The sequence below is a fragment of the Tsuneonella dongtanensis genome, from assembly GCF_001698205.1.
Lineage (GTDB): Bacteria > Pseudomonadota > Alphaproteobacteria > Sphingomonadales > Sphingomonadaceae > Tsuneonella > Tsuneonella dongtanensis.
In genome coordinates this window covers 1,906,292-1,927,690 of the sequence record NZ_CP016591.1, presented here as the reverse complement: position 1 = coordinate 1,927,690, position 21,399 = coordinate 1,906,292, and the positions used below count along the sequence as shown (strand labels likewise).

22 protein-coding genes and 1 tRNA gene are annotated in these 21,399 nt (G+C 64.8%); 7 read left to right on the top strand and 16 right to left on the bottom strand.

What is annotated here, in order from left to right:
* Positions 1 to 18: 18 nt before the first annotated feature.
* Both ahcY and A6F68_RS09440 read right to left on the bottom strand, forming a co-directional pair.
* Positions 19 to 1,443, bottom strand: a complete 1,425-nt coding sequence (ahcY, locus tag A6F68_RS09445) for an adenosylhomocysteinase (RefSeq protein ID WP_084001780.1) — start codon at positions 1,441 to 1,443, stop codon at positions 19 to 21.
* Positions 1,444 to 1,597: 154 nt separating this feature from the next.
* Positions 1,598 to 2,059 (bottom strand): hypothetical protein, encoded by a 462-nt coding sequence (locus A6F68_RS09440; RefSeq protein WP_067679091.1) that lies wholly within the window; start codon positions 2,057 to 2,059, stop codon positions 1,598 to 1,600.
* Between the two features lie 219 nt (positions 2,060 to 2,278).
* Here A6F68_RS09440 and A6F68_RS09435 point away from each other — a divergent pair, with 219 nt between their 5' ends.
* Both A6F68_RS09435 and A6F68_RS09430 read left to right on the top strand, forming a co-directional pair.
* Positions 2,279 to 2,758 carry a peroxiredoxin gene (locus A6F68_RS09435; protein ID WP_067679087.1) on the top strand — a complete coding sequence of 160 codons (480 nt, stop codon included), beginning with the start codon at positions 2,279 to 2,281 and terminating at the stop codon, positions 2,756 to 2,758.
* A 100-nt stretch (positions 2,759 to 2,858) separates the two neighbouring features.
* On the top strand, positions 2,859 to 3,743 hold the full coding sequence (locus A6F68_RS09430) for a phosphatase PAP2 family protein (protein ID WP_067679084.1): 885 nt from the start codon (positions 2,859 to 2,861) through the stop codon (positions 3,741 to 3,743).
* Here the strand turns inward: A6F68_RS09430 and folE are convergent.
* The 4 genes from folE to A6F68_RS09410 form a co-directional block, all read right to left on the bottom strand.
* A complete protein-coding gene (folE, locus tag A6F68_RS09425; RefSeq protein ID WP_067679082.1) occupies positions 3,724 to 4,332 on the bottom strand; it encodes a GTP cyclohydrolase I FolE in 609 nt (202 codons plus the stop codon). The genes A6F68_RS09430 and folE overlap by 20 nt on opposite strands.
* The gene (locus A6F68_RS09420) at positions 4,329 to 5,873 is read right to left on the bottom strand and encodes a phospholipase D-like domain-containing protein (RefSeq protein ID WP_067679079.1); all 1,545 of its coding nucleotides are present in this window, start codon (positions 5,871 to 5,873) and stop codon (positions 4,329 to 4,331) included. Before A6F68_RS09420 ends, folE begins: the two co-directional genes overlap by 4 nt.
* Before the next feature lie 170 nt (positions 5,874 to 6,043).
* Positions 6,044 to 6,120, bottom strand: a tRNA-Arg gene (locus A6F68_RS09415).
* A 46-nt stretch (positions 6,121 to 6,166) separates the two neighbouring features.
* Positions 6,167 to 6,559 (bottom strand): (deoxy)nucleoside triphosphate pyrophosphohydrolase, encoded by a 393-nt coding sequence (locus A6F68_RS09410; RefSeq protein WP_232308108.1) that lies wholly within the window; start codon positions 6,557 to 6,559, stop codon positions 6,167 to 6,169.
* 116 nt (positions 6,560 to 6,675) lie between these two features.
* Here A6F68_RS09410 and A6F68_RS09405 point away from each other — a divergent pair, with 116 nt between their 5' ends.
* Together A6F68_RS09405 and A6F68_RS09400 are read left to right on the top strand one after the other, a co-directional pair.
* Positions 6,676 to 6,852 (top strand): Flp family type IVb pilin, encoded by a 177-nt coding sequence (locus A6F68_RS09405; RefSeq protein WP_084001914.1) that lies wholly within the window; start codon positions 6,676 to 6,678, stop codon positions 6,850 to 6,852.
* A gap of 117 nt (positions 6,853 to 6,969) precedes the next feature.
* Positions 6,970 to 7,134: a Flp family type IVb pilin gene (locus A6F68_RS09400; protein ID WP_067679070.1), complete on the top strand. Its 165-nt coding sequence runs from the start codon at positions 6,970 to 6,972 to the stop codon at positions 7,132 to 7,134.
* A gap of 73 nt (positions 7,135 to 7,207) precedes the next feature.
* On the opposite strand, the gene A6F68_RS09395 is transcribed toward A6F68_RS09400, so the two are convergent.
* The 4 genes from A6F68_RS09395 to A6F68_RS09380 form a co-directional block, all read right to left on the bottom strand.
* Positions 7,208 to 8,659, bottom strand: a complete 1,452-nt coding sequence (locus A6F68_RS09395; RefSeq protein ID WP_232308107.1) for a M48 family metalloprotease — start codon at positions 8,657 to 8,659, stop codon at positions 7,208 to 7,210.
* A 138-nt stretch (positions 8,660 to 8,797) separates the two neighbouring features.
* Positions 8,798 to 9,745 carry an acetyl-CoA carboxylase carboxyltransferase subunit alpha gene (locus A6F68_RS09390; RefSeq protein WP_067679067.1) on the bottom strand — a complete coding sequence of 316 codons (948 nt, stop codon included), beginning with the start codon at positions 9,743 to 9,745 and terminating at the stop codon, positions 8,798 to 8,800.
* A 10-nt stretch (positions 9,746 to 9,755) separates the two neighbouring features.
* Positions 9,756 to 10,631: a tyrosine recombinase gene (locus A6F68_RS09385; protein ID WP_157096701.1), complete on the bottom strand. Its 876-nt coding sequence runs from the start codon at positions 10,629 to 10,631 to the stop codon at positions 9,756 to 9,758.
* A 13-nt stretch (positions 10,632 to 10,644) separates the two neighbouring features.
* Positions 10,645 to 12,504: a hypothetical protein gene (locus tag A6F68_RS09380; RefSeq protein WP_067679064.1), complete on the bottom strand. Its 1,860-nt coding sequence runs from the start codon at positions 12,502 to 12,504 to the stop codon at positions 10,645 to 10,647.
* A 206-nt stretch (positions 12,505 to 12,710) separates the two neighbouring features.
* On the opposite strand from A6F68_RS09380, the gene A6F68_RS09375 reads away from it, so the two are divergent.
* The 3 genes from A6F68_RS09375 to A6F68_RS09365 are packed head-to-tail and all read left to right on the top strand — an operon-like array spanning position 12,711 to position 15,156.
* Positions 12,711 to 13,280 carry a shikimate kinase gene (locus tag A6F68_RS09375; RefSeq protein WP_067679061.1) on the top strand — a complete coding sequence of 190 codons (570 nt, stop codon included), beginning with the start codon at positions 12,711 to 12,713 and terminating at the stop codon, positions 13,278 to 13,280.
* Positions 13,271 to 14,377, top strand: a complete 1,107-nt coding sequence (aroB, locus tag A6F68_RS09370; protein WP_067679059.1) for a 3-dehydroquinate synthase — start codon at positions 13,271 to 13,273, stop codon at positions 14,375 to 14,377. Before A6F68_RS09375 ends, aroB begins: the two co-directional genes overlap by 10 nt.
* Positions 14,374 to 15,156, top strand: coding sequence for a cyclase family protein (locus A6F68_RS09365; RefSeq protein ID WP_067679057.1), 783 nt, complete (start codon positions 14,374 to 14,376; stop codon positions 15,154 to 15,156). Before aroB ends, A6F68_RS09365 begins: the two co-directional genes overlap by 4 nt.
* Here A6F68_RS09365 and A6F68_RS09360 read toward each other — a convergent pair.
* From A6F68_RS09360 to scpA, 6 genes are all read right to left on the bottom strand, one after another.
* A complete protein-coding gene (locus A6F68_RS09360) occupies positions 15,153 to 15,407 on the bottom strand; it encodes a hypothetical protein (protein WP_067679054.1) in 255 nt (84 codons plus the stop codon). The two genes, A6F68_RS09365 and A6F68_RS09360, sit on opposite strands and share 4 nt — an antisense overlap.
* A gap of 151 nt (positions 15,408 to 15,558) precedes the next feature.
* Entirely contained in the window at positions 15,559 to 17,610 is a 2,052-nt protein-coding gene (locus tag A6F68_RS09355) for an acetyl-CoA carboxylase biotin carboxylase subunit (RefSeq protein ID WP_067679051.1), read from the bottom strand.
* Positions 17,611 to 17,614: 4 nt separating this feature from the next.
* Positions 17,615 to 17,896: a hypothetical protein gene (locus A6F68_RS09350; RefSeq protein ID WP_157096700.1), complete on the bottom strand. Its 282-nt coding sequence runs from the start codon at positions 17,894 to 17,896 to the stop codon at positions 17,615 to 17,617.
* Positions 17,893 to 18,900, bottom strand: coding sequence for a biotin synthase BioB (gene bioB, locus A6F68_RS09345; RefSeq protein WP_067679036.1), 1,008 nt, complete (start codon positions 18,898 to 18,900; stop codon positions 17,893 to 17,895). The genes A6F68_RS09350 and bioB overlap by 4 nt, the downstream gene beginning before the upstream one ends.
* Positions 18,897 to 19,253, bottom strand: coding sequence for a hypothetical protein (locus tag A6F68_RS09340; protein ID WP_067679033.1), 357 nt, complete (start codon positions 19,251 to 19,253; stop codon positions 18,897 to 18,899). The genes bioB and A6F68_RS09340 overlap by 4 nt, the downstream gene beginning before the upstream one ends.
* Positions 19,250 to 21,397, bottom strand: coding sequence for a methylmalonyl-CoA mutase (gene scpA, locus A6F68_RS09335; RefSeq protein WP_067679030.1), 2,148 nt, complete (start codon positions 21,395 to 21,397; stop codon positions 19,250 to 19,252). Before scpA ends, A6F68_RS09340 begins: the two co-directional genes overlap by 4 nt.
* Between the last annotated feature and the right edge of the window lie 2 nt (positions 21,398 to 21,399).

Sequence of the window (21,399 nt, the reverse complement as noted above, 5' to 3'; positions counted from 1 at the left end):
GCAACGATATTGGGCAACTTAGTAACGATAGTGATCAGGCTTGAAGGGCCCTTCGACCGGCACGCCGATGTAATCCGCCTGCCGCTTGCTGAGCGTCGTCAGCTTCACGCCGAGCTTCTCGAGGTGAAGCGCCGCGACCTTTTCGTCGAGGTGCTTGGGCAGGACGTAGACGTCGTTCTTGTACTGGCCCGGATTGGTGAACAGCTCGATCTGCGCCAGCGTCTGGTTGGTGAAGCTGCTGCTCATGACGAAGCTCGGGTGGCCGGTGGCGCATCCCAAGTTCACGAGACGGCCCTTGGCGAGGATCAGGATCTGCTTTCCGTCGGGGAAGGTCACAAGGTCGGTGCCCGGCTTGATTTCCTTCCAGTCGTAATTGTCGAGCGCCGAAATCTGGATTTCGCTGTCGAAGTGGCCGATGTTGCAGACGATGGCCATGTTCTTCATCGCCTTCATGTGTTCGGCGGTGATCACGTCCTCGTTGCCGGTCGCGGTGACGAAGATGTCGCAGCGCTTCACCGCCTCTTCCATCGTGACGACTTCGTAGCCTTCCATCGCGGCCTGGAGCGCGCAGATCGGATCGATCTCTGTCACCATCACGCGCGCGCCGCCGTTGCGGAGCGAATCGGCACTGCCCTTGCCGACGTCGCCGAAGCCGGCAACGCAGGCGACCTTGCCGGCGAGCATCGTGTCGGTCGCACGGCGGATCGCGTCGACGAGCGATTCCTTGCAGCCATAGAGGTTGTCGAACTTCGACTTGGTCACGCTGTCGTTCACGTTGATCGCGGGGAACGGCAACTTGCCCTGCTTGGCGAGGTGGTAGAGGCGGTGGACGCCGGTCGTCGTCTCTTCCGAGACCCCCTTGATGTTGCGGACGGTCGCGGTGAGGTAGCCCGGCTTGGCCTTGAGGAACGCCTTGAGCGCGCGGACGAATTCGATTTCCTCGGCATTCGAGGGTTCGAACAGGTCCTCACCCGCCTCGACCCGCGCGCCCCAAAGGGCGAACATCGTGGCGTCGCCGCCGTCGTCGAGGATCATGTTGCAGGTGCGGTCCTGGTCGTCTTCGCTCGACCAGTCGAAGATGCGTCCGACGTAGTCCCAGTACTCGGCCAGGGTTTCGCCCTTGATCGCGAAAGTCGGGATCCCCGCCGCCGCCATCGCCGCGGCGGCGTGATCCTGCGTGGAGAAGATGTTGCACGTGGCCCAGCGCAGCTCCGCACCGAGAGCGACCAGCGTCTCCATCAGCACCGCGGTCTGGATCGTCATGTGGAGCGAACCGGTGATGCGTGCGCCCTTGAGCGGCTGCGAGGCTCCGTATTCCTCGCGCAGCGCCATCAGCCCGGGCATCTCGGTTTCGGCGATCGCGATCTCGTCGCGGCCGAATTCGGCGAGGTTGATGTCCTTGATGACGTAATCACGGTTCAGGGTGTCGGCAGAAGTGGCCACGGGGAAATTCTCCAGAATATCGGGATGGCGCGACCCCTAGCCTTCGCGTGTTCGGAAGGCAAATATAAAGCTTCCTTTATATGTGATGGCACAACCGCAAAAAAACGGGCGGCCACCTTTCGGTGCCGCCCGTTTCCCCCCGTCGAGACCAGCTTCAGCGGCGGGAAGCGAATTGCGCTGGCCGGTCCGCGAGCACTTCGTCGGCTGCCGCAACCAGCCGTGCCCGATCCTGCGTTGCGGCCAGATCCTTCGTCATTGCCTTGAGCTCGGAGCAGCCGAGCCACGGGTGACCCTGGCCGTACTGATTGGCCATGCCGACGCTTACCGTGTCGAGGGCCTTCTTGGCCCGCGCCGGCCCCATCCGCGCGACGTAATCGGCCTGCATCGTGCGGAACGCCTGGCCCATCGTCGGGCTGTGGTTCGTGGCAAACCGGGAATAGTCCGCCTGGAAATTGTCCGGGCCGAACCGGCACCTCAACGAACTGACCATCAGCATGATGTCGAGGCGGCGAAGTTTCGCGGCATCGTCCGTGGCACCCGCAATGGCGGTCTGCGGAAAGGTGGCGAGCGTCGATACCGCGGCCAGAACGGCCGCCAGCTTGGCAATGGATTTCATGACCCCAGTCTCCCTGAACGGGCCCCACCCCGGCCCGCGCTTTGCAGCGAGCACCCCTGCCCGCCTGTGATGGAGACTGATCCCAATGCGTTTACTTGTTCTTAAACGCCAAAGGTGAAGCGAAATTAACCGCGACCGCAGCCCTCAAGCGCTTGCGCCCCGGCGTTCGCACGCTATCTCGACGGGCAGACGGACGGGACAGCGAAGGGAAATTCCGACATGACGATCAAGGTGGGCGACAAGCTGCCCGACGTGAAGCTGGTCAAGGCGACCGAAGCGGGCCCGGAAGCGGTCCAGAGTGCAGACTATTTTGCGGGCAAGAAGGTCGCGATCTTCTCGGTCCCCGGCGCGTTCACCCCGACTTGCTCGGCGCGGCACCTCCCCGGTTACGTCGACAAGGCCGGCGAGCTCAAGGCCAAGGGCGTCGATGAGATCGTGGCGACAGCGGTCAACGATCCCTTCGTGATGGGCGCCTGGAACAAGGCCGCAGGGTCCGACGACATCACCATGCTGGCCGACGGCAACGGCGACTTCGCCGAGGCCATGGGCCTGACGATGGACGGAAGCGCCTTCGGTCTCGGCAAGCGCGGCCAGCGCTGGTCGGCCATCGTCGAGGACGGCGTGGTCAAGGAACTCAACGTCGAGGCGCCGGGCGATTTCTCGGTCTCGAGCGCCGAGCACCTCCTCGGCCAGCTCTGACAACCTGAAATAAACCAAATCGGATTAGGGCGGCAGCGTGCAAACGTCTGCCGCCCTTTCCATTTCAGCCTCCGGCAGTGACGGATCGCGTGACGTCGCTTTGAGCCCGCTTGCCATCCTCATCGCCGCGACGTTGCTGGTCGCCTCACTGGCCGCTCTCGCCATCGTCCCGTCAGCCGGCATGAGGTTCGAAGCCGCCGGCTTCCTGCAGTTCCTGGCGCTTGCCGCGTGCATGATCGGCCTTGCCGGTTGGTGCCGGTTCAGGAAGCTCGATCCGCGCGTGGGAGATGCGGCGACAATCGTCGCGATCGGCACCGTTGCCCTGATGGCTTGCGGCGTGATCTCGAATGCCGGCTTGCGACTCGGCGCGGCCCCGATCGACGTTTGGCTGGCCTCAGCCGATGCAGCCGTGGGCATCGACGTCGAACGGGCGGTCCGGGCGATGGTCGCTCATGCATGGGCGATCGACGCGTTGACCTGGATCTACAACGCGTCGGGCGCCGCGATCGTCGTGCTCATTGCGGCGAGGACCGTTGCCGGTCACCGTGCAAAGGCCTGGGAGCTGTTGGCCACCGTAGTCGTGTCGATGCAGGCGGTCGCTCTGTTGTCGATCGCCTTTCCGGCGATCGGCGCGATGGCCCACCTCGACATGCTGGACCTGCAAGGAAACGGTCTGCCGTCAGGTGCAGGCGTCTACCACCTGGAAGCATTCAGACAGTTCCATCAAGGGAGTGACCCTGTCCTGCGGCTGTCCGAAATGAGCGGGCTGGTCACTTTCCCGTCCTTCCATACGGTGCTGGCCCTGCTCGCAGTCCAGGCACTGGCCGATACCCGGCTGCGCTGGCTGGCAGTCGCCTGGACCGCGGCGGTGATCGTGTCGACGATCCCCATCGGCGGGCACTATGTGACCGATCTCGTCGCGGGATTCGCCATCTGGGCCGGCTGCGCTTGGACAGCCCGGCGGTTCAGTAACCCATCAGCTTGAGCACTTCCTCGCGGCTTCGCTCGTCGTCGAGGAAACATCCATAGAGTTTGCTCGTGACCATCGAGACGCCCGGCGTCCGAACCCCGCGCGCAGTCATGCAGGAGTGCGCCGCTTCGATCACCACTGCCACGCCCTGCGGCTTCAGGTGATCCCAGATGCATTTTGCTACTTCCGCAGTCAGCCGCTCCTGGACCTGCAGTCGCCTCGCAAAGCCGTGCAGGACGCGCGCGAGCTTCGAGATTCCGACGACACGGTCGGTGGGCATGTAGGCGATCGCGGCCTTGCCGATGATCGGCGCCATGTGGTGCTCGCAATGCGACTGGAAGGGAATGTCCCTGAGCAGCACGAGCTCGTCATAGCCGCCAACTTCCTCGAAAATGCGGCTCAGATGGACCGAGGGGTCCTCGCCGTACCCGAGGCAGTATTCCTTCCACGCTCGCGCGACGCGGGCCGGCGTGTCGAGCAGGCCCTCGCGCGTCGGATCGTCGCCCGCCCACTCGATGAGAGTGCGGATGGCGTCCTGCACATGTTCGGGGACAGGGGGCTTTCCGCGCGGATCGTCTTCGTCTGGTCCGACCAGGCTGCTCATGATGCCTTTTTCCTTTTCCACCGAACCCGGTTCCATGTCCGGTTGAGCAGACTGCCCTGCTTCATCAGACCGCCCTTGGCAAACGGCTCGAACATATCGTCGGGATGCTCCGGGTCGAGCAATTGGGAGCCTGCGAGGGTTTCCTCGATTTCCCCCACCTCCGGGGGTACGAAACGCCGAAGCTGGCGACTGTTCGCACGCCCGTACCGCTCAATGAAGCCGAGCATCGAATCGTCCGCTTCCAGCGCCTTTGCGACCGCGTCTTCCTCCATCCCGCAATGTTCGGCGAGCAGCGATCGGCGAAGAGCCGCGATCGCGTCTCCCGCATGCTCGTTGCCCGGACGCGAGCAGTCGATGAATGCATCGCATTCGCTGTCGAGCCCCATCGATCGGTTGTTCCAGTTCGCCGAACCGATGCGCAATACCGTGTCGTCGAAGATCGTCAGCTTGGCATGGACATAGATCTTCGTCTCGCCGGTCCAGGGAACGAATAGACCGAAGCGCTTCTTGTGATCGACCTCCTCGATCGAATGGAGAAGGCAATTGCGCGCGTGATCCATCGCCTGCTGCTCGAGCCATCCGTCCGCGGCATCGGGCTGGACCATGACGATCTCCGGTGGATCGTCTTCCTGCAGCCGCTTCATGATCGCCTCGGCGATCTTCGGCGACGTGAAATACTGGTTTTCGGAATAGATGAACCGCTTCGCCGCTGCGATCTGGTCGAGCAGGAGGCGCTCGATCTCGCGAATTTCGGCGAGGTCATCGTATTCGCCTCGGGTACGCGCGAAGCCGATTTCCACGTTCTCGAACTGGACGGGCAGGTCTTCGGGCCAGAGGCTTTCTTCCGGGAGTTCGACTTCCGAGAGCACATCGCCCCCCGCCCGATGCCAGCGCTCGCGACCCAGTGCCCCGAGGTGACGGGCGCCCTCGCCTTCCAGCATCATGGTCGCGTCATGCCAGGGCCCGTACTTCAGGCCGCGCGGCCGACGTCGGCGACGATCGTTCTCGATGTGCTCGCGCGTGTCCCACCGGTCCTGCGTCATGTCGATGCCGCCGCAGACCGCCAGCTTGTCATCGAGGACAGCGATCTTCTGGTGGTGTGAACATCCCACTGGATGATGGTTGTCGAAATTGAAAGTGATGCCCTTCTTGGCAGCCATGCGGATCACGTCGACGATCATGTAGCCGCGCATCACGAACTGGAACACGCCGACGCCCCACTTGAGAATGCCGATTTCCAGTCCGTCGCGGTGTCTGACGAGCCAGTTGAGAAAGCTTCCCAGCCGTCGCGGGTGGTCTCGCCGGAACGGGCGACTGAACCAGCGGCGACCGACCGCCAGGTGGATTCGGGTGTCGAAATCCCACCCGATCAGCATGATTCGCCTGCGCGCCTTGAGCATCGCTTTCTGCATCAGCGCGAAATAGTCTTCGGCGTCGACGATTACGCTGGCGCGTTCAACATGCGCATAGCGCCATACGCCGGGTTCAGCCGAAAAGTCGGTGAACTGGATCTCGCCGGTCTTCGTGGGCTGGTCGGCCAATTTTCCCCCCGGTGCCGTTTCCGATTGCCTATGCTGAACAGGCGGGAATGGCGAGAGTTCCTTGCAACCGCACGACCGATTGTGCCGTGAGTACCCTGGATTGTCGATGGAAGGTGCGCCCGCCTCAGAAACGTTCAAGGCCACCCCCTTGCGGAGATGGCCTGGAAAATTGGCGCGCCCGGAACGATTCGAACGTCCGACCCTCAGATTCGTAGTCTGATGCTCTATCCAGCTGAGCTACGGGCGCGCTTGAGAGGGGGCCACATAGGCACCGCAACCACCCTTGGCAACACCTATTGCGCGCGTTCGGCAAGGAGATCGACCAGCGCGACATCGAGCGGCGGCATCGGCAGACCGGCTGCCTCGGCAAGCGCGAACCAGCCCAGCCCAGCGCCCGCCTCAGCTACGGGAATACCCTGAAATTCGACAACTTTGTAAAGCTGCATGACGATCCCCGGAGATGGATTGTCAGGTGGGCTTTCGGCGAACGCGATCGGCACCAGCGCTGTCTCTTTGACCAGTATGGTCAATTCCTCGTTAAGCTCCCGGACAAGCGCAAACCGCGGGTTTTCGCCCGCCTCGACCTTGCCTCCGGGGAACTCCCACAACCCCCCGTGATGCTTGTCGATCGGTCTTTGTTGCAGGAGAAATCGCCCCTCGGTGTCGGCGATGGCCGCGGCGACCACGGGTATCCATGTCGGATTTCTTTCCATCCGCGTCGTCCTTCGAAACCTTTTCTTAACTCCCGAGCGCGCAAAACGCATGCTGTCAGGAAGTATTCGACGGACAACAACCAATGCCGATGCGCAAGCTGATCAAAGCAATTGCCAGCGACATTTCGGGGGCCACCGCCGTCGAATACGGACTGATCTTGGCGTTGATCTTCCTCGCCATGCTCGCTGCTGTCCAGAACTTCGGCAACACCTCCATCGCCATGTGGGAAGGGGTCGCCGAGAAGATCGAGGCAACACGAAACTAAGGCGGGATGCGGTTAGGATTTTCTCAATAACCTATCCGTATCTCACACGATCAGCCCCGACCGCAAATATGGGTGCGGGACGGGCCGGGTAGCGAAGACTGAACCAGGAGACGACACATGCAGTTCATCAAGAGCCTCGTCCGCGACGAAGCGGGCGCCACCGCCATCGAATACGGCTTGATCGCCGCGCTCATCGCGGTTGCCGCGATCGCCGCCATGCAGGGCCTCGGCAACCAGCTGAGCGCGACTTTCAAGGAAGTCGAAACCAAGATGGCGAACTGATCTAACCATCAGATCGACAAAAATCGGGCGGCGGGAGTGATCCCGCCGCCCTTTTTCTTTGCAAACCCAGCTATCAGCGGCCGCGAACGACCAGCTTGACCTTCTGACCGGCGACCACCCCTTCGTTGGACGAAAGGCCGTTGAGCACGCGGAAGCGCTGTTCCTGCGCGTCGGTATAGGCCATTCGTGCGGCCAGCGACTGAACGGTATCGCGCGAACCCACCGTCACGACGTCGATCACGCGGGGAATCACCTGTGCCGCTTCGTTGGCGCTGATCCGGCGCATCGAATTGAACATCGGCGAGAATACGCCCGAGCGACCGGCCTGGCTGATGGTCATGAAGTGGAACGCCTGATTGTTCGAAAACTCATAGGCGAAGACGACGACATCGACCTGGCCGTTCCCTGAATTCACACGCGCCGTGCCATAAGTTGCAGGCAGACCGTTGACCGTAGTGCGCTGGAGCGTCTGCGGCGCGATCTGCTGCTGCTGGCTCAGGCCTGCAAAGACCTGCCGCACGTAGTTCTCGAGATTACCGCTATACGGAGCGGTCGTCAGCTGAGCCTGGCCGCTCTGTCCGTTGATCGACACCGCGCGGGTACCGTTGACCATGTAGAACCCGTTCGGCGCGGTAAAGGTGAGCCGAAGATCGGGGTGAATGAACTGGCTGCCTTCGATCACGCCCTGCGCGGGATCGTCACCATAGGTCATTCCGTCGATGCGGGTGAGGAAAGTGTCGCGGTTCGTTACGCCTGACGCGTTGCCTGCTAGCGATGCAGCATTCCGGACGCGGCTCGCAGGATCCGGGTGGGTGGATGCCCACTCCGGCATGCGCGCGTCATTGCGTCCCTGGAGACGCGCGTCGAGCGCGTTCTGATTGGCAAGGCTTTGCAGCACGGTCGACATGGCCCGCGGGTCGTAACCCGCGCTGCGCAGGTACTGGATGCCGAGGCGGTCTGCCTCGAGCTCCTGGTTGCGCGAGAACTTGAGCGTGAGCATCTGAGTGCCCTGCTGAATACCTTGGGCAAGCGTCTGGCCGATCTGACTGTTCCCCAGAACAGCGCCGGTCAGGACCGAACCCAGCAGTCCGATGATCGAGTTTCGCGTGGCCGCTTTCTGCCGCCGCTGCGAGTGCCGCGCCGCAACGTGGCCGACTTCGTGACCAAGAACGCCGGCAAGTTCGGCCTCGTTGTTCATCAGACCGACAAGCTGACGGGTCGTATAAATGTAGCCACCGGGGATCGCGAAAGCATTATTGACCGCGCTGTTGAGCAGCGAGACGGTGAACGCATCCCGGGCGTTCGAAAGGCTCGAATGCACCGCGATATTCTTGCCCACCTGTTCGACATACTGGGCGTGGGTGCCGGTCATCGCACCGCCGAATTCCTGGAGAAGCTGGGGATGCGCTTCCGCACCCTGCTTGGCTTCGGCCGGGGTAATCTGTGTGGCCGTGCTTTGCGCTTCGGCAGTCGTAGCGCAGCCGCTGATGGTCACGGCTGCGGCGCTCAGGAAAAGCGCCGCCATGCGCGAATTAGTGCGTAGTCGAGTCATCGTTATGATCTCCAAGGACGTGTGCGGCGGTCCACCGCGCGCCGCGATTGATTGGGTTTGCACGCCTTGGAACCCGCCTCGGGCGGGCTTGGTTCCCTCGAAGGATGCGCGTCAGGCGACGCCGAGGGTCAGAAAACGTTCTTCACGAAGCCGCCGAAGGGCTTCGGGCGACAGCTTGGACAGCTCGTCGAGTTCTTCGCCGATCGCCTGCCCCAGCGCCTTTGCGGTCGCTTGCGGATCTCGATGGGCTCCACCGACCGGTTCCGGCACGATCCGGTCGATCACGCCCAGGCGCTCCAGATGCTGCGCGGTGACCTTCATGGCTTCGGCCGCCTCGGGGGCCTTTTCCGCCGTACGCCACAGGATCGACGCGCATCCTTCGGGGCTGATGACCGAATAGACGGCGTGCTCCAGCATCAGGACCCGCTCGGCACTAGCGAGAGCCACTGCGCCCCCCGAACCGCCCTCGCCCACAATGGTAGCGACCATCGGAACCGGGAGCGCCAGGCAAGCCTCGGTCGACCGGGCAATTGCCTCGGCCTGACCGCGCTCTTCGGCCTCGATACCGGGAAAAGCGCCCGAAGTGTCGACCAGCGTGACGACAGGCAGGCCGAACCGCCCGGCGAGTTCCATCAACCGGATCGCCTTGCGATAGCCCTCGGGCTTTCCCATGCCGAAATTGTGACGAATGCGACTTTCGGTGTCGTGCCCCTTCTCGTGACCGATCAGGACGACGCGGCGCCCCCCCAACGTCGCCAGACCGCCCATGATCGCCTGGTCGTCGCCATAAAGCCGGTCGCCGCCGAGCGGCACGAATTCGTCGAACGCGTGCGAAACGAAATCGCGGAAATGCGGCCGCGCCGGATGCCGGGCCACCTGGGTCTTTTGCCACGGCGTGAGCGCAGCATAGGTGGCCGCGAGCAATTCGCCGCTCTTCGCCTCGAGCCGTGCGAGTTCGGTGGAGATGTCCACCTCGTCGCCATCGGCAGCTGACCGCAGTTCGGCAATGCGCCGGTCGAGCTGAGCGACTGGCTTCTCGAATTCGAGATAGGAATGCATCGGCAGGCAGCTAGTCGCGGTTGCGCGCGCGTGCAAGCGGATGCCGTTCATTGACGAGCGCGACGAGCCGCGCCGAATCGACGTGCGTGTAGATCTGGGTCGTCGCGATGTCGGCGTGACCGAGAAGTGTCTGAAGCACGCGCAGGTCCGCCCCGCCCTCCAGCAGATGGGTCGCGAAGGCATGGCGAAGGACATGCGGGCTGACCTTTTCTGGCGGGATGCCGGCCCGCTCGGCAAGCTCCTTGACCAACTGAAACAATCGCACGCGGCTCAGGTGCTTGCCGTTACGTGAAGGGAACAGGAACCGGCCCTCCGGGCGCACGGCCAGCCAGCGCGACAGCGCGGCGCGCGCTCGCCCGCCTACCGGTACCATGCGAGCCTGCCCGCCCTTGCCCGTGACGGTCACGAAAGGGGCATCGCGGGGCACCGCAGCGAGAGGGAGCGAAACGAGCTCGGTCGCGCGCAATCCCGAACCGTACAGCATCTCGATCAGCGTCAGGAGGCGAACCGCCGCCGGAGAGTCGCCGCGCGCTTCTTCTTCCGCGCGGGAGAAAAGGCTGTCTACTTCGGCATGAGTCAGGATTTTAGGCAGCGGCCGCCGCGCAGCCGGTCGCGGAAGCGCGTTCGAGGGATCGTCCGCGCGCAGCCCCTCATCGACGAGAAAACCGTAGAACTGGCGAAGCGCGGAGGACTTGCGCGCCACCGTGGCCGGAGCAAGGCGAGACCAATGCGTCCCGAGCCGGGCGATTGCCGATCCATCCGCCGCTGCAAGTTCGCCGATCGCTTCTTCCGCCCCTTCCAGATCGCGCCGGTAGGCTGCCAGGGTGTTGGCCGCCGCGCCGCGCTCTGCAGCGAGCATCGCGAGAAAATCCTCGACCGCGCTCACCTGGGGCCGGCCATCAGCCGCGCGCGACCGCCTCCGCGGCGATCATCCGTGCCTCGGCCGACAGCCCCACGCGGTTCAATGCCGAAACGATATGGAAGAGGTGGCGCGCGGTCATCCTGTCCCACCCATCGCCCTGCATTCCCAGCCCGGCCAGTAAAGCCACGAGCGCCTGGTTGTCGACCGCGGCGGCGGCGTCGATCGCGCGCGTCCAACGTGTCGGAGCGCCGAGATTCATGCCAAGGTCCTTGGAGAAGCCGCTCACGTCCCCCTGATCGATCCGGCCGAGCCCCGCGAGCCCGGCAACAAGAAACTGCGACTTGCGCTGTTCGGAACTTGAATCGTCGCCGATAAAGTCGTCGATCGCACCGGACGAGACCGCCTGGGTGCCGCGGGGATTGGCGAACACCAGCTGTGCCCATGCGAGGCTGCCCTGCGGCGCGACTTCGGTCCAGCGCAGCGCATCGCGTTCGAATCCTGCCGCCAGCATAGATGCGACGAGCGTTCCGGCATCGTCCTCGAAAGCGTCGTTCGGCTCGACCCGCGCGGCGGCAAATGCGGTCAGGACCAGGCGACCGTAGTCGATGGCCCCGCCTGCTCCCGGCGCCCAGATTTGGCGGATTGCATCCATCCGCGCCGCCGCATCCGCGCCAACATACGCTTGCCGCAACAGCGAGGCCCGCGTCACCTCGGGGCCTTCGGCTTCCTGTTCTGCGTAAAGCTGCGAATAGAGGTCGACCAGCGCCGCCGCCGAAAGGATACCCTCCCTCGCGGCGGTATCGGACGCCGCGATACGGCGCGGCAGGGACAGCATTGGCGCAGTCGCCGCCACCCGGTCGTAATAGGGCCCGAGCTCTTCCATGAGCCCCTCGGGTATCGGCTCGCCTACTGCGTTGGCCAGGGCGAAGCGAAGGGGTGTAATCTCGTCCACCCCCTTCCATTCGATGGTAACGGCGCCGCGCCCCTGCCCCGCTGCACCGGCAAGGCGCTGGGCGAGCAGCGCATCGATATTGGCGGCCTCTCCGCGATAACGAACGCGCTCGATGTCCGTCTTCGCCCGCGCGCCCTCGCCAGCATAGGCGTTGCAGATACCTTGGAACAGGCGCCACGTGCCGTCTTCGCGCCGGTTGCCCTGCAAACGGACTGCAGGGCACGCACCGACCAGATCGGCTGTACCGACATAGGCATCGAGCGCGGCAGCGGTGAACTTCGGCGTCCAGTTGGCGGTATCGATGTCCTGCGCAACCGCCCGGGCGACCGAGAACTCGCCCATTGCATTGAGCGCCTCGATCCGAAGTGCGGCAAACTCGACCGGGTCCATCTGCGAGGGGGACTCGAGCCGGCTGGCGAGCGCGCGCCGGAGAAGGATATGACCCCAGCGCGAAACGAGGGGGCGCTTCGCACCCGTGAGTGCCGCGCGCACGAGCGATGCCGGCTGATTGGCCAGCGATCGTGCCGGCAATCCGCCTTCCGATGCGGCCAGCACCCCGGTTCGCTCCAGCGAGCGCCGCGCGCCCGCCGGAATGTCGATCTTGGGCTTGAGACCGAGAAGCTCGTCGAGCTCGTCGGTCGACATTTTCTCGAGTTCCTCGAGCGTAGGGAGCTTTCCGCCCAGAGCAGGAATTTCGAGCGGGATGCTCGGTGCTTGCGAGCCGCCCGGGATTGGCTGGATGACCGGCAGCGACGTGGGTGCCCCGGGTTGTGACGGCTGGGCCGGTTGAGGACTAGCGGCGGTCGGACGGGCAGTCGGGCTGGGCGTCGGCGCGGGGTCGTCAAACCCGGGAGGCAGCAGGGATTCGGGCGCCGACTGGGCAAACGCCAGGCCCGAGGCGAGAGCCAGCGCCGCAGCGCCCCCGAACAAAGCAAAACGGTTCATCGCGCGACCTCCGGAACCTCGACAGGCTCGGCGATGGGGCGCAGCGGCTCCTCTCCGCCGTCGACCCAGGCATAGGCGAGCAATACAACGACCAGCCCGACGGCCATCCACTTCCTCCGCGACCATGTCATTGCCAAGTCAGACTGCCCTTCCCGCAAGGTGTGGTTGGTTGCACGCGCCCTAGCCCATCTATAGGCGGGGCGGCAATGCACTCCGCCAGCCCGAGCCTGAGCGACGCCGAGATCGGCGCGATCGCCGCCCGGATCGACCGGCCGGTGGTGCTCGTCGGCCTCATGGGCGTTGGCAAATCCACCGTCGGGCGAAAGCTCGCCACGCTGCTCGGGACCGATTTCGTGGACGCCGACGAAGCGATCGCCGAAGCCGCAGCGATGTCCATTCCGGAAATTTTCGAACGGTTCGGCGAAACGCATTTCCGCGACGGGGAGCGCCGCGTGATCGCGCGCCTGATCGAGGAATCCCACGGCGTCATCGCCACCGGCGGCGGCGCATTCGTGAACGACGAAACCCGTGCGCTTCTGCTCGATCGCGCGATCGTGGTGTGGATCGATTGCGATGTGCCGACGCTCGTCGAGCGGACTGCGCGCAGAGATAACCGGCCTCTCCTCAAGGGGGGCGATCCGGAAGAGATCCTCACCCGGCTCCACCGCGAACGCTCTCCGCTCTATGCCGAGGCGCCGATCCATGTCACCAGCAAGGCGAATCCGCACATGGCGACCGCGCTGCAGATCATCGAGGCAATCGACGCATGGCTGTGATCCCAGTCTCCCTCGCCGGGCGCGGCTATGAAGTGCATGTCGGGCGCGGGTTGCTCGAGACGCTGGGAAATATCGCCGCTCCCTTCATGCGCAAGAACCGCGTCGCGGTCGTCGCTGATGCCAACGCCTGGGGTGCGCATGGGCGGCGGATCGAGGCGGCCCTCGCCCAAGCTGGCCGCTCGGCCGATGTTTTTCAGGTCGAAGCGGGCGAGATGTCCAAGAGCTGGGACGTTCTCGCCAAGCTGTGCAACTGGCTGCTCGAGCGCGGCGTCGAACGCGGCGACCACGTGTTCGCGGTCGGCGGCGGCGTGGTCGGCGACCTTACGGGTTTCGCCGCGGCCATCCTCAAGCGCGGCTGCGGCTTCGTACAGGTCCCCACCACCCTGCTGGCGCAGGTCGACAGTTCGGTCGGCGGAAAGACCGCGATCAATACCGATGCCGGCAAGAACCTCGTCGGCGCCTTCCACCAGCCCTCGCTGGTCGTCGCCGACCTCGCCACGCTCGACACTCTACCCGCCCGCGAATTGCGCGCGGGCTACGCCGAGGTGCTCAAGTACGGCGTCCTCGGCAGCCGCGAGTTCTTCGACTGGCTGTCCGATAACGGCGCCGCGGTGCTCGCCCTGCGCGAGAACGCGCTCGAGCACGCCGTCGCCACCAGCGTCGCCATGAAGGCCGCGATCGTCGCCGAGGACGAACGCGAGACCAGCGGTCGGCGCGCACTGCTGAACCTGGGGCATACCTTCGGCCACGCGCTGGAGGCCGAGACCGGCTTTTCCGACCGCCTGCTTCACGGTGAGGGCGTGGCACTCGGGATGGTTCTCGCGGCACGGTACTCGGCGCGGAGAGGGTTCATCGCAGCCGAGGAGGCAGAGGCGGTAGCACGCTCGATGGAGGCGGCCGGGTTGCCTTCGTCGCTGTCCCGGCTCGGGTTGGATGCCGACGGCCGGCGGCTCGCCGATCACATGCTCCACGACAAGAAGATGGATGCCGGGCGCCTGCCCTTCATCCTACTGCGCGGTATCGGCGATGCGTTTCTCGCCCGCGATGTCGAGATCTCCGACGTGGCTGATTTCCTCGACGCCGAGCTGGCCGCATGACGCGTTTCGTCGATCTTTCGATCCCGATCACCAACGATGTCGTCTCCGACCCCGAGGTGATGCGGCCGCAGATCCACTACATGACGCACGAGAACACCTGGCAGCAGATCGCCATGTTCTTTCCGGGTCTCGAGAAGGATGATTTGCCCGAGGGCGAAGGGTGGGCGGTCGAGAGCCTGACGCTTTCCACCCATAACGGCACCCACATGGACGCGCCGTGGCACTTTCATTCCACAACCGGGCATGGAAGTCTTGGGGGCGCCACCCCCGCCCCGAGTATCGACGAGGCCCCGCTAGACCGGTTCTTCCGGCCCGGCGTGAAGCTCGATTTCAGCCACCTTCCGCACGGCCATGTGGTGACCGGCGCGGAAGTGGCCGAGGCCTTCGAAAAGATCGGCTACGATCTCCAACCGCTCGACATCGTGCTTGTCCAGTCGGGCGCGATCTACGGGACGCAGAACTTTACCGACCAGGGCGTCGGGCTCGGCGAAGAGGCGACGCTGTGGCTTACCCAGCGTGGGGTCGAAGTGGTAGGTACCGATGCGTGGAGCTGGGACGCGCCGTTCAGCCACACCGCCCGGCGATGGGCCGAAACCCGCGACCCCAAGATCATCTGGGAAGGCCACAAGGCCGGGCGCATCCGCCCGTACTACCAGATCGAGAAGCTGACCAATCTCGCCGCGCTGCCGAGCCACGGCTTCACACTGAGCTGCTTCCCGGTAAAGATCGAACGCGCCAGCGCGGGCTGGATCCGCGCGGTGGCGCTGATCGAGGACTAGGCGGCCGGCCGCTCGCGCGTCGGCAGCTTCGTGACGTTGGCACCCGCGCCCGCCATCATTTCGTCGTGTTCGCGGAAGAGCCGCTCGAGATCGTCGCGGCGGCAGAGCAGCGTCTGCGCGATACCCGGTGCCAAGCTTTCGCCATCGCCGATGCGGCCGAGCAAGGCGGCAAGATCGCTGATCGTCGCCTCGTCGGGCGTCTTGAAGAAATGGCCGCGGCCGTCGAAGAAACCGATACCCTGGTGAGCCATCGTCGTTCTCCTGCTTCGCCCGGAGGGATGTCCGGACACTGGCAGGATTCTCGCGAAACGCGCGGCGACGCCAGCGAGTTTACCACGATTCGCGGTTAATACGCACAGGTGTGCCGGGGCGGAGCAGCCTGTGGTCGCGTTGTGAATCCGCCTATTCGAGCTCGAGGATGACCTCGTCGACCGCCAGGCTGTCGCCCTGCTTCGCGTTGATTTTGCCGACCGTGGCGGCCTTTTCGGCGCGGAGGATGTTTTCCATCTTCATCGCCTCGACCGTGGCGAGCGGCTGGCCGGGCTGGACCTCCTCGCCCTCTTCGACATGGAGCGAAACTAGCAGGCCCGGCATCGGGCAGATGAGGAACTTCGAAAGGTCCGGGGGCACCTTCTCGATCATGTGCTGCGCGTATTGCGCAACATGGGCGGGCAGGATGCGCACGTCGTGCTTCGCGCCGCGGGTGGTCATGCGGTAGCCGGTGTGGGTGGGGCTGAGCTGGATGCCGTAGGTTTCCAGCGGTTCGGCCTCATCGTCGTCGTTGTTTTCGTAGAGCTCGACCGACACGAACCGGTCGCCGGGCGTGTATTCGAGCGCAATTGCGACCGGCTGGCCATCGACGGTGATCGCATCTTCCTCAAGGCTGACGGCGTGGTCTTCCTTGCCAATGCGGACCGCCCAGTCGCCCGGAGCAGCGCGTTCGTCGCCGAGCTGGCCGTCGATCCGCCGCGCGCGGTCGGCGTCGGCGGTGGCGATGGCGCCGGCGACCGCGGCGAGCACGCCGACGGTGCGGGTGTCGGCCTCGGCGCCGTGGAAACCCGCGGGATACTCCTCGGCGATGAAGCCGGTGGTGAGTTCTCCGCTGCGAAAGCGCGGGTGCTGCATGATCGCGCTGAGGAAATCGACGTTGTGGCCTAGCCCCTCGATCTCGAACGCATCGAGCGCGGCGATTTGCAGGTCGGCAGCCTCGTCGCGGGTCGGGGCCCAGGTCACCAGCTTGGCGATCATCGGGTCGTAGAACATGCTGACCTCGCCGCCTTCGTAGACGCCGTCGTCGACGCGCACGCCGTCAACGCCCCGGCGACCGTTGGCGCTGCCGTCATCAGTCCAGCCGTCCACCGGCGGTTGGTAGCGAGTGAGGCGGCCGGTGCTGGGCAAAAACCCGCGATAGGGGTCTTCGGCATAGACGCGGTTTTCGATTGACCAGCCGTCGATGCCGATGTCGGCCTGCGTGAACGGCAATTTCTCGCCTGCCGCCACGCGGATCATCTGTTCGACGAGATCGATGCCGGTGATGGCTTCCGTCACCGGGTGTTCGACCTGCAGCCGGGTGTTCATTTCGAGAAAGTAGAAGCTCTCCCCCGTGGGATCCGCGCCGCTGACGATCAGCTCGACCGTCCCCGCGCTGTAGTACCCGACCGCGCGGGCCAGCGCGACGCACTGCTCGCCCATCGCTTTGCGCATCGCGGGCGTGACGAAGGGCGACGGCGCTTCCTCGACCACCTTCTGGTGGCGGCGCTGGATGCTGCACTCGCGCTCGTTGAGGTAGACGATGTTGCCGTGCTGGTCGCCGAGGATCTGGATCTCGATGTGGCGTGGGTTGAGGATGAACTTCTCGATGAAGACGCGGTCGTCGCCGAAGCTGTTCAGCCCCTCGCGCTTCACGCTTTCGAAGCCTTCGCGCACGTCGGTTTCGGTGTAGGCGAGGCGCATGCCCTTGCCGCCGCCGCCGGCGCTGGCCTTCATCATCACCGGGTAGCCGATCTCGTTCGAGATACGCACGGCGTGCTCGGTATCCTCGATCTCGCCGACGAAACCGGGGACGACGTTGACCCCCGCTACCTTCGCCAGCTTCTTGGACTCGATCTTGTCCCCCATCGCCGCGATCGCGTTCACCGGCGGTCCGATGAAGGCAATGCCCTCCTTCGCCAGCGCCTCGGCGAAGCTAGTGCGTTCGGAAAGGAAGCCATAGCCCGGATGCACCGCCTCGGCCCCGGTCGCCTTGCACGCGGCGATGATCTTGTCCGCGATCAGGTAGCTCTCGGCCGCGGGCGCCGGGCCGATGTGCACCGCCTCGTCCGCCATCCGCACGAACGGCGCGCGCGCGTCGGCGTCCGAATAGACCGCGACCGTCGCGATACCCATCCGGCGCGCGGTCTTGATGACCCGGCAAGCAATCTCGCCCCGGTTGGCGATGAGGATTTTGGAGAACAAATCTCTACTCCTGCAGGTCAGCGTCGTTAAGTCCATCGGGTTGATCTGAATTGGAATCGCGGCTTCCAACCATTCCAAGAGCGCGCCAAATTCCGTCAGTGATTTTCCAGGACAAGTGAAAGAGGCCTACAAACACCGAGATCGCCACCACGGCAAACACGACCTCACTCATCCAGCTATCGCCCGTGTATTGTGCCTCCAAGAGCATGGCGAGAGCCAAAAAGCTGACCAGGATTCCAAGTCCGAGCAAAACCACAAGAAGAATTGCCCACCAGCTCAGTCTCATTCCGCAGCCTCCACCACCTTGCACGCCCGCAGCGGTTCCTCACCCTTGAGCGTCGTCAGCCCCAGCTTGGCGAACAGCGCGGCGTCGCTGTCGTCGCCGGCGTTGGGGGCGGTGAGCAGCTTGTCGCCGGTGAAGATCGAGTTCGCGCCGGCGAGGAAGCACAGCGCCTGGGTCGCCTCGCTCATCGACTCGCGCCCGGCGGAGAGGCGCACCATCGAGAGCGGCATCGTGATCCGCGCCACCGCGACGGTCCGGACGAACTCGATATCGTCGATCTTCGCAAGCGGGGTATCGGCCAGCATGTCGCCCAGCACCGTGCCCTTGACCGGCACCAGCGCGTTGACCGGCACGCTCTCGGGATGCTGCGGAAGCGTGGCGAGCGTGTGGACGAAGCCGACGCGGTCCGCGCGCGTCTCCCCCATGCCGACGATCCCGCCCGAACACACGTTGATCCCCGCCGCGCGCACGTTCGACAGCGTATCCAGCCGGTCGGCCATGGTGCGGGTGGTAATGACGCGCTCGTAGTATTCGGGGCTGCTGTCGATGTTGTGGTTGTAGTAGTCGAGCCCCGCCTCGGCGAGCATGTCGGCCTGTTTCGGCGTCAGCATGCCGAGCGTCATGCAGGTCTCCAACCCCATCGCGCGGACGCCCTTCACGATCTCGACGATCGCAGGCATGTCGCGGTCCTTGGGGTTGCGCCAGGCGGCGCCCATGCAGAACCGCTGGCTGCCGTGGTCCTTGGCCTGCGCGGCCGATTGCAGCACAGCCTGCACGTCCATCAGCTTGCTCGCCTCGACACCGCTGTCGGCCTTCACCGACTGCGAGCAATAGCCGCAATCCTCCGGGCAGCCCCCGGTCTTGATGCTGAGCAGCGTGCACAGCTGGACCTGTTCGGGCGGATGGTTCTTGCGGTGGACGGTGGCCGCGCGGAACAGAAGTTCGGTGAACGGCAGGTCGAAGAGGGCCGAGATCTCCTCGCGGGTCCAGTCGGTACGAATACTCAACTAACCGACTCCACTATCAGCGACAGGAATGCGCCCGTGCCCGTGCCGTAAGCCGCCATCGCGATACGGCGATGCCAAGTCAGGTAGGAGGGGAGCGGCTTGCCCGCAATTTCGGCGATAAGAAGCCGGTTCTGACCATCGAAGCCGAGAATTCCGGCGACGGCTATCGCCGAAATCATGGCGCCGAGAAGGCCGGACCGCACGTTCATCTCGGCCGCCTGGAGGATGCCGAGCACGCCACCGAGCGTGACCAGAGACAGTGTCGTCATGTGCTTGAACCAGTCGTAGAGCAACAGCGTCGCGCCCGCGACGGACTTCTCGCGCACCATTTCGCCGTCGAACGGACCGCTCATTTCGCTTTCTCTCTCAGTTCGCTGCCAATCGGCGGCATGTTGTGCCCAAGCAGACGCAGCATGTCCGCGGCGCATTCGACCACTTTGCTCCCCGGTCCGTAAATGCCCTGCACTCCCGCCTCGCGGAGGAAGTCGTAGTCCTGCGGCGGGATCACCCCGCCCGCGACGACCTTGATGTCGGGGCGACCCGCCTCGCGCAGGAGGCCGATCAGCTCGGGGATCAGCGTCTTATGCCCGGCGGCGAGGCTGCTCGCGCCGATGGCGTCGACCTTTTCTGCCAGAGCCATGTCGCGGGTTTCGGCAGGGGTTTGGAACAGCGGGCCGCTGACCACGTCGAAGCCCATGTCGGCAAAGGCGCTCGCGATCACGTTCGCGCCGCGGTCGTGCCCGTCCTGGCCCATCTTTGCGACCAGAACCTTGGGCGCGCGGCCCAAGCGGCGGCCGACCGCGGCTACGCCCTCGACCACTTGCGCATAGCGGCTGTCGCCCTCGTAGGCGGCGGAGTAGATGCCCTTCACCGGCGTCGGGTTGGTGCCGTAGCGGCCAAATGCCTCCTCCATCGCGGCGGAGATTTCGCCGAGCGTGGCATCGTGTCGCGCGGCCTCGACCGCGAGCGCGAGGAGGTTGCCGCCGTTGGTGCAGCCTTCGGTCAGCGCCTTGAGTGCGGCCTGACATGCCGCCTCGTCGCGCCCGGCACGCACGGCTTTCAGCCGCGCGATCTGCGCCTCGCGCACAGCGTGGTTGTCGATGTCGAGCGTGTCGAGGTGCTCTTCCTCGGCCTTGCGGTACTTGTTGACGCCTACGATCACCGTCTCGCCGCGGTCGACGCTGGCCTGCTTGGCCGCCGCCGCGCTTTCTATCGCGGCCTTGGGCTTGCCGCTGGCGACGTAGGCGGTCATCCCGCCCGCCGCGTCGACCTCGGCAATCAGCTTCTCCGCTTCCTCGACCAGCTTCGCGGTCAGCGCCTCGACGTAATAGCTGCCGCCGAGCGGATCGACGACGTTGGTGATGCCGGTCTCCTCCTGCAGCACCAGCTGCGTGTTGCGCGCGATGCGGGCGGAGAAATCGGTCGGCAGCGCGATCGCCTCGTCGAGCGCGTTGGTGTGCAGCGACTGCGTACCGCCCAGCACCGATGCCAGCGCCTCGATCGTGGTGCGGATGACGTTGTTGTAAGGGTCCTGCTCCTGCAGCGAGACGCCGCTCGTCTGGCAGTGCGTGCGCAGCATCTTGGAGCGCTCGCTCTTCGCGCCCAGTCCGTTCATGGTCTTCCACCACAGCGTCCGCGCGGCGCGCAGCTTGGCGACTTCCATGAAGAAGTTCATCCCGATGCCGAAGAAGAACGAGAGACGTCCCGCGAAGGCGTCGATGTCGAGCCCCGCGGCCATCGCGCGGGTCGCGTATTCCTTGCCGTCGGCGATGGTGAAGGCGAGCTCCTGCACCGCGGTCGCCCCGGCCTCGTGCATGTGGTAGCCGCTGATCGAGATGGAGTTGAACTTCGGCATCTCGGCCGAGGTGTAGGCGATGATGTCCGACACGATCCGCATCGATGGTTCGGGCGGGTAGATGTACGTGTTGCGGACCATGAACTCCTTGAGGATGTCGTTCTGGATGGTCCCGTCGAGCTTGTCGCGGCTCACGCCTTGCCGCTCGGCGGCGACGATGAAGAACGCCAGCACCGGGATCACCGCGCCGTTCATCGTCATGCTGACCGACATCTGGTCGAGCGGGATGCCGTCGAACAGGATTTCCATGTCGCGCACCGTGTCGATCGCCACGCCCGCCTTGCCGACGTCACCCACCACGCGCGGGTGGTCGCTGTCGTAGCCGCGGTGGGTGGCAAGGTCGAAGGCGACCGAGAGGCCCTTCTGCCCCATCGCAAGGTTGCGGCGGTAGAACGCGTTCGATTCCTCGGCGGTCGAGAAGCCCGCGTACTGGCGGATCGTCCACGGGCGGCCCGCGTACATGCTCGCCTTCACCCCCCGAGTGAACGGCGCGAAGCCGGGGAGGCCCGGGTCGGCAGGCACATCATCGGCGGTGTAAAGCGGCTGGATCGCGAAGCCTTCGGGCGTGTGCCACGTCAGGTCGCGGCCCTTGACCTCCTTGTCGGCGAGAGCCTGCCAGTCGTCCCTGGTCTTGTCTGTCATTC